Origin of the sequence: Acetobacter tropicalis, assembly GCF_001580915.1 — a bacterium.
Lineage (GTDB): Bacteria > Pseudomonadota > Alphaproteobacteria > Acetobacterales > Acetobacteraceae > Acetobacter > Acetobacter tropicalis.
The window spans coordinates 1-7162 of record NZ_LHZQ01000134.1 but is presented as its reverse complement, the minus strand read 5'-3'; the positions used below and the strand labels follow the sequence as shown (position 1 = coordinate 7162).

Below are 7162 nucleotides of genomic sequence, written 5' to 3'. Positions count from 1 at the left end.
ACCCGATGTACAACCCTTCTGTGAGATTTCCGCGTTGATGGTCTCAACTCAGAGGAAGGTGCTTTTCTGGCTTGTTCGTTCTGGTTGGCTGATGCGTATGCTATGGATGGCCGAAAGGAAGCTGCCAAGACTTTGTTTGAAAGACTACTAGGGCTACAAAATGATGTTGGGCTTTTAGCGGAAGAGTATGATGCTGAAAGAAAAATTCAGCTAGGTAATTTCCCTCAGGGCTTTTCACACCTGGCGCTTATCCACACAGCCCTTCTTTTGTCTGGTGAATTGCAGCAGTAGCGGATTGTTTATAGATATTCTGTTTTTCTTGTGCAGTCATGCTGTTGATCCCTTTTCATGCAAGTGACATAGTGCTGTAGTGCTACTTGGATTTGAATAGGGTTGCTTTTGATGTCTGAATTTAGGTCCATGTTTCTTCTAACATCCTAACTCAGCAAAGCGGCTCTGCTTTCAATGAATGCGACTTCCCGACGGTTTACCTTGCGTGACGGCACATGGACGATCCATCAACAACTTGATACCGCAATAGGTCCATTGAACTCTTTGTCTGCTTATAGACGCTATCTTGCGAGCATCATGGCGTTGCGAGGAGGCGTTGAAGACTGCTTTCAGACAATTTCCTGGCCAGATTTTTTGAAAGAGTGGCGTCCTGCCTCTCTTATGACCGTTCTCAATCAGGATGCTCGGGATATGGACATGTCTCCGAGCATTCTGCCTCCTCCCTCCCCTCCTCAAAATATTTCTGAATTACTAGGGATGGTTTATGTGGTGGAAGGAGCATCCTTGGGGGCACAAATTCTGGTCAAGCAAGCTTCCCAACTGGGATTAAGTGCAGACTTTGGTGCGCGTCATCTGGCTATGCAATCAGGATCACTGAATGGTTGGAAAACTTTCTTGTCTTTGCTCGAAAAGGCTCCCCAATTTGACGGAGACAGCGCGGTAGAAGGAGCAAGGCAACTGTTCTGCTATGCTTTGGATGCCGTAAGACGCACAGATGAGCAGGCTGGCATTTCTCATGGTTGAGTTCGGTAAGGCTGATCTGACCAGTTGCGATAAAGAACCGATCCATATTCCCGGTAGTATTCAGCCACACGGCTGCCTTTTCAGTTGTGATAGAGATAATTTCATGCTCCGGCGTGTATCCGCCAATGCGGCCGCCATGCTTGGTCTTGAGCAGATGCTGCCCGGAGATCTGTTATCTGATCATCTCAGTCGCAGTGCTGTGCATGAGATACGCAACGCGCTTACCAACAGCCTTTCTCTCAAGCGCCCAGCCTATTTGTTCGGCATTGAAATAACCCCGGGAAACATTTTTGATCTTTCGGTCCATATTGTTGGGCAGGAAGTGGTCGTTGAATGCGAGGCTGAAGGAGCCTCGGAAATCAGCCGGCAATCCATAGGGCAGCTACGCCTTATGCTGGATCGGATACGTAACCTCTCAGATCAGCAGAAACTGTGTGATGTGGTCGTGCGGCTACTACGCGGCGTGTTGCAGTATGATCGGATCATGATCTATCGCTTTGATCCCGACTGGTCAGGAAAGGTGATAGCGGAAGCACGTTCTCCTTTGCTTGAGAGCTTTCTTGGGCAGCATTTTCCTAGTGGGGACATTCCCGCACAGGCGCGCGATCTCTACCGCCGGGCTCTGATCCGTACCATTGGGGATGTAGCTTATACGCCCGTGCCGTTGCTGGAATTGCCGGGTAGTGAACCGCTGGATATGTCTTTCGCGCAGCTTCGCAGTGTTTCCCCTATTCATTGCGAATATCTGGCGAATATGGGCGTGGGTGCTTCCATGTCCATTTCCCTGATTGTGGACGGTTCCTTGTGGGGGATGATTGCCTGCCACAATTACTCTCCCCGTGTTCTCACCCTTGCAGAGCGCGCGGTCGCCAAAATGCTTGGAGAGTTTGTTTCTCTCCGCATTGTTGTGATCCTGCGTACCAATCGTCTTCTTATTACGCGAAGAACCCATGCCTTAATCGATAATTTCCTGAGGGATGCTGTGTCCATGACGGACATGCCGTCCTATTTGCGTTCTCGGATTGCAGATTTGTTCCCCCTTGTTCCTTGTGATGGCTTGGGGTTATGGATTAACGGACAATGGACCTCTTACCAAGAAGCCCCGACCACTTTGCAGGTGGCAGAGAAGCTTGTTGACACTATTTCCTCTGTAGCGGGTGGGCACATCTGGCATACCTCGCATTTTTCGGGGGATTTCGAGTGGGCCAAGTGCCTGCTCCCCAGTGTGGCTGGCGTTATGGTCATTCCCATTTCGGCACAGCCGGGAGATTATCTTTTTCTCTTCCGTAAGGAAATTGTGCAGACGCTCAACTGGGGCGGTGACCCGAACAAGACTTACAAAACAGGCCCGAATGGCCCACGTCTTACTCCGCGTACCAGTTTTGCCATATGGAAAGAGCAAGTGCGCGATCATTGTTATCCATGGACTGCGGATGATGTGGAGGCAGCTACTCAGTTGCGCTCAGCCCTGATAGAAGTGATGGGAGCATATCATCAGCAACAGCTTCAGGAGCGTGCGGAAGCTGATATTCGGCAGCGGATGCTGAATGAAGAACTGAGCCATCGTGTTAAGAACATTCTGGCGGTTGTGCAGTCTCTTATGGGGCGTCCTGTTCCACATGGGCGTAGCATGGAGAATCATTTTTCCATTTTGAAGGCACGTATAACGGCTCTTGCGCGTGCACATGATCAGGTTGTGCGTGCGGATGGAGGGGGATTGTTACGTCCTCTTCTAGAAGCGGAACTGGAGCCCTATCGGCTGGAAGCAAGCACAATCACCTTGAAGGGCCCGGAGATATGGCTAACGGGGCGGGGTCTTTCTGTTATTGCTCTCGTTATCCATGAACTGGCCACAAATGCTGCAAAATATGGCTCTCTTTCCTGCCGGGAAGGACGTCTGGAAGTGGCGTGGCGCTTTGATGATGCAGAGCAGAATTGGGTGCTGACATGGAAGGAAACCGGCGGACCGCCTGTTACGCGGCCAGATGGAAAAGGTTTCGGATCAGTTTTGATTCAGCTTGCTATTCCCCATGAATTGAATGGCAGGTCTGCATGGGATTTTCGAACTGAAGGGCTTTTCATTCGTTTTGATTTACCCAAGCGCCATGCCGTGCTTGTCACGCAGGAGGACAATCTTATGCCAGACGTTATGGTACAGTCAGAAGCCAGATCGACTGATGATGATCTGCGGATGGCATCTGTTCTGATCGTGGAAGATCAACTGTTGATCGCTATGGATATAGAGCACGCCCTGATGGAATATGGTGTGAAGGATGTCAGGACGGTCTCATCTGTTTATGAAGGCCAGCAAGCCTTGCAGAAAGACATGCCGGACATTGCTCTTTTGGACCTGAATTTGGGTGACGAGACATCGGTCAAAATAGCTCAGGCCCTTCGTGCGCAGGGTATCCCATTCCTTTTCGCCACCGGATATGCAGACGGCTCAATGATTCCGGCTGAATTTAAGGATGTTCCGGTAGTAAGAAAGCCTTATGCTGTCCACAACGTAATTCGAGAAATGAAAAAATTACTTAATTCTTTGCCAAACAATAACCAAGAAGCAGAATAATTTAGACTATCTTGGAGGTTACCTAGAAATTGGAAAGAGGAGATGCCTTGCCAGCACCTCCTCTTTTTTGGGTTTCATTCCGGGTCGGAGATAGCCGGACGTGTAAATGACATGTGCAGTGCGCGGCGCCGAATGCAGCGGGGAAGCAGTTCGCACATCATGCTCATGGTTGCCTCTTCTGAAAGGCCAGTTTGTTCAGAAATTGAGTCCAGTTCAGATTTGGTGAAAAACTGCTGGATTTCTTCTGGCGTTGCGCTACGCGCTTTGTCTGTCGTTTGCCAGTAGCGAATAACATCAATCATCCCTACTGCCTGTGCACGTTCTTCCAGTTTACTGGGATGATCAGGCTGAGGCACAGGCCCGAGAATATCATTTATTACTGACAGCAATCCGGATTCATCCTGAGTTGCAAATGTCAAAAAGTCTCCAACCTGCGTAGCAGCGGAGGTAATTTGTTCAGAGAGTTTCATGCGTTTCGCCTCGCGTTTCTGGAGAGCTTTCCGTCGTGTAACTCTGTAGCTTTAGGTTTTGTGCGACAGTGTGCTCCGCCGGATGAAAAGAACTCAACCTGCGCATGAAGACGTTTTCGAAGCAAACGGAACTATCTTCTGCGCCTACATTTTCAACGCTTGACGATCCCTTAAGTTGCTTTCTCGCTTCAGGAGCGGGAGTGGTTGTTTTCTATAAAGAAATATTTAAAGAAGCCAAACTTGGGTGAACAACACGCCCATTATCCTGAATAAGGTCAAGGAGTTAGATTGCTGTTTTGTAAGGAGGGCTAAAAGGAAAATATCTACATTCGAATAAAAGCAACGCAAAAATGCTTTTTTTCCTTTTGTGAGAACATATCGATTTCCATATATAACGAGATGGTAATCATTCTGGCTGTTTTCAGGACATTACGTGATCGGGGCCGTTGTTTTATTTTCTTTTTGTGTATTGATGTCATGGCAGGAAAGCAGAGCATGCTGACCAATTCTTTCCAAACTTTTCGTTTGTTTGCATCTCTCTCTCGTCGAGAACGGTTGATGCTTCTCTCTGGCCTGGTTAGCGCAGTCACGTTGTGCAATTTTGCTACCCCCGGACAAGCGGCTCCTTCTTCTTCCCGCCACGCAGCGCCCCATACTGGCGCAAAAAAAACGACATTCCCACATTCTTCAAGAACTGCTCCAGTAAAAAAAGCCTCTAACCCGCTTCAAGCCAAAGGTGAGGAAGATATTCTCGTCGGCTCGCATCGTCAGGCGCTAAACGGTGGCGGAGGCATGATGCGGCTGGAAACCGCACCTCATGCTGTGCAGACCGTTACAAAAGCTTACATCAATATGCGTAGCCCTACATCTACTGCTCTTGATCTTGTTAAAAATCTTCCCAGTCTCAATATCATGGCCCCTGATAGTTCTGGTATGGAGGGCGGCCAGATCCAGTCTCGCGGGCTTACTGATCTGGATATGGCACTCATGGTGGACGGTGCACCGGCTGCGGCAGCCAAATACATGACGGAAGACATTGATTCTGAAAATCTGGAGGAAGTCAGCGTGGCACCAGGAAGTGCTGCGCGTGATCTTCCGGTAATGTCTGCTGCCGGCGGCGTCATGAATTCCCGCACCCATCTCCCATCGAACAAACTCGGCGGGATGATGGATTTTTCTTATGGGACGAATAATCTCTCCCGAGAATTCATCCGCCTTGAATCAGGTGAAATTGGGAATAGTGGCGTAAAAAGCTTTTTTTCCTTTTCCAATACACATGCTCGCAGTTGGATGGGCGCAGGCATCAATCAGCGCAAGCACATTGATTTCGGTGTGCGCAAAGACTGGGATAACGGATCAAACGCTCATCTTTTTCTTTCTTGGAACTCTGAAGACTTTGTGATTGATAATTACCCAACAGAACAACAATTCTTTAACTATAAACATAATGGTATCGGATGGGGACGCTCCTCTGACCCACGGAATGTCAATTATTGGAAAAACAATAACGATCATTGGAACCAGGTCTTTCTGACTGCTCCCGTTCACGTGGTGTTACCCAAAAAATTTACGTTTGATCTCCAGCCTTACTTCAGCTTTGGCCAAGGGTGGGATGCGTCTCCCGGAGGAATTGGAACGGACGCTACCGGGGCACAACGTAACATGACCTCCTATTTTAATGAGCATGGAGCAAGGCAGGTCGGTGCTACGGCAAAGCTTGGGTATGATATTGACCGGCATAACCATATTTCACTGGGCTATTGGTATGAGAACAACGTAACGGACCGGAATTACCCAAGCGGATTTGTTATGGATAACGGGGCCGCCCCAGGCCCCAATAAGGGCGATTATCTTATTTCCAAAGGAGACAGGCAGCAGGCTGGTTACGAAATCCATTCTCTCTTCATTCAGGATACTGCTCGTTATCTCCATGATAAGCTGGTTATTAACGCCGGGTTCAAATTTGTCATGGCGAATACATGGAACAAGGATTATTACGGTTATCAGGGAAATAACCGCACAGCTCCCCTCCCCCAGCTTTCTATCAGCTATAATATCGATAATCAGAACCAGATTTATATCAACGCAGAAGGCGATTATCGACAGCCGAGCACCAATGATCTTGGGTGGTTATATACCAGCATGCCTATTCCTAAAAATCAGTACTCAATTAAGGAAGAACTTGGATACAGATATCACAACAAGTATCTGATGCTGGATATGTCCTTCTTCAACTATAATGTAACCAACCGTATTGTTGATCAGTATCTGGGTATGAATAGCTTCCGTCCATTTTCCATTGGTAATCAAACCATGCGTGGTTTTGATTTCATGATCGCCGGAAAATCAATTCATGGCTTCAGCCCCTATGCTTCCATTGAGTATCTGCATGCCACGCAGGACAGCAACGTTTTTGATCCGTACCAGCAGATCATGCTTCATTCCAAAGGCACGCAAGCAGTCATGGCTCCGCGCATTATCGCCAACTTTGGTTTGACATATACATACAAAGGATTTTTTGCGAACGGGTCTGTTCATTATACAGGACCTCAATCCGTCAGCGTTGCAAATGACCAGCGTATTCCTGGCTATGTTACCAACTCCCTTTCTCTTGGCTACCATTTTCAGCCTTTCAGCTTTCTCAAGTCTCCAACTTTCAAGTTAAACTTCACCAACCTTACAGGTTCTATTGTGCGTACTGGTGCCATGGGGGCGGTGTATAGTGATAGAGATTCCAGCACGGTTTATAGCGGTAGCTCGCCTGCCTATACCGGATACGGAAATTCCTTCATGGTTGAGCCGCGTTTTTCAATGACAGGCACAGTTTCTACCTCCTTCTGAGACGCAGCAGCTTAAAGACAGTCTTTTCGGTGAGCGGAATAATACGTGAAGATCCTTGAGAGAGCGTTGCAGGCCCATCTCTCAAGGATTTTTGTTTTCTTGCTCGTGGCGAAATGGCATGTAGCTTCTGGATGGTAATCACTCCTCTCTCATTTTCAAGGGAAGCCCTGCCCTCATGTCTTTTCATGCATTAGAAGCTGAAATCACCGGGTAATCCCCCCATAAAAAGAGTGACTTTTGAATGAGA

4 protein-coding genes and 1 pseudogene are annotated in these 7162 nt (G+C 48.1%); 4 read left to right on the top strand and 1 reads right to left on the bottom strand.

The window, feature by feature from the left end; all coding sequences use genetic code 11:
* Positions 1-45: 45 nt before the first annotated feature.
* The 3 genes and pseudogenes from AD944_RS01595 to AD944_RS01585 form a co-directional block, all read left to right on the top strand.
* Positions 46-291: pseudogene (locus tag AD944_RS01595) on the top strand (glycoside hydrolase family 15 protein); the annotation flags it as partial.
* 174 nt (positions 292-465) lie between these two features.
* Entirely contained in the window at positions 466-1035 is a 570-nt protein-coding gene (locus tag AD944_RS01590; RefSeq protein WP_140329614.1) for a biliverdin-producing heme oxygenase, read from the top strand.
* Positions 1028-3604, top strand: coding sequence for an HWE histidine kinase domain-containing protein (locus AD944_RS01585; protein WP_045543244.1), 2577 nt, complete (start codon positions 1028-1030; stop codon positions 3602-3604). Before AD944_RS01590 ends, AD944_RS01585 begins: the two co-directional genes overlap by 8 nt.
* Positions 3605-3678: 74 nt before the next feature.
* Here the strand turns inward: AD944_RS01585 and AD944_RS01580 are convergent, their stop codons facing one another.
* Positions 3679-4074, bottom strand: a complete 396-nt coding sequence (locus tag AD944_RS01580; RefSeq protein WP_035379658.1) for a YidB family protein — start codon at positions 4072-4074, stop codon at positions 3679-3681.
* A gap of 495 nt (positions 4075-4569) precedes the next feature.
* On the opposite strand from AD944_RS01580, the gene AD944_RS01575 reads away from it, so the two are divergent.
* Positions 4570-6915, top strand: a complete 2346-nt coding sequence (locus AD944_RS01575) for a TonB-dependent receptor (RefSeq protein ID WP_045543246.1) — start codon at positions 4570-4572, stop codon at positions 6913-6915.
* Positions 6916-7162 lie beyond the last annotated feature (247 nt).

What these genes read in the sequence shown, in the direction of transcription:
- AD944_RS01590 (WP_140329614.1), top strand. Translation starts at nt 466, where the DNA reads ATGAATGCGACTTCCCGACGGTTTACCTTGCGTGACGGCACATGGACG.
- AD944_RS01585 (WP_045543244.1), top strand. Translation starts at nt 1,028, where the DNA reads ATGGTTGAGTTCGGTAAGGCTGATCTGACCAGTTGCGATAAAGAACCG.
- AD944_RS01580 (WP_035379658.1), bottom strand. Translation starts at nt 4,074, where the DNA reads ATGAAACTCTCTGAACAAATTACCTCCGCTGCTACGCAGGTTGGAGAC.
- AD944_RS01575 (WP_045543246.1), top strand. Translation starts at nt 4,570, where the DNA reads ATGCTGACCAATTCTTTCCAAACTTTTCGTTTGTTTGCATCTCTCTCT.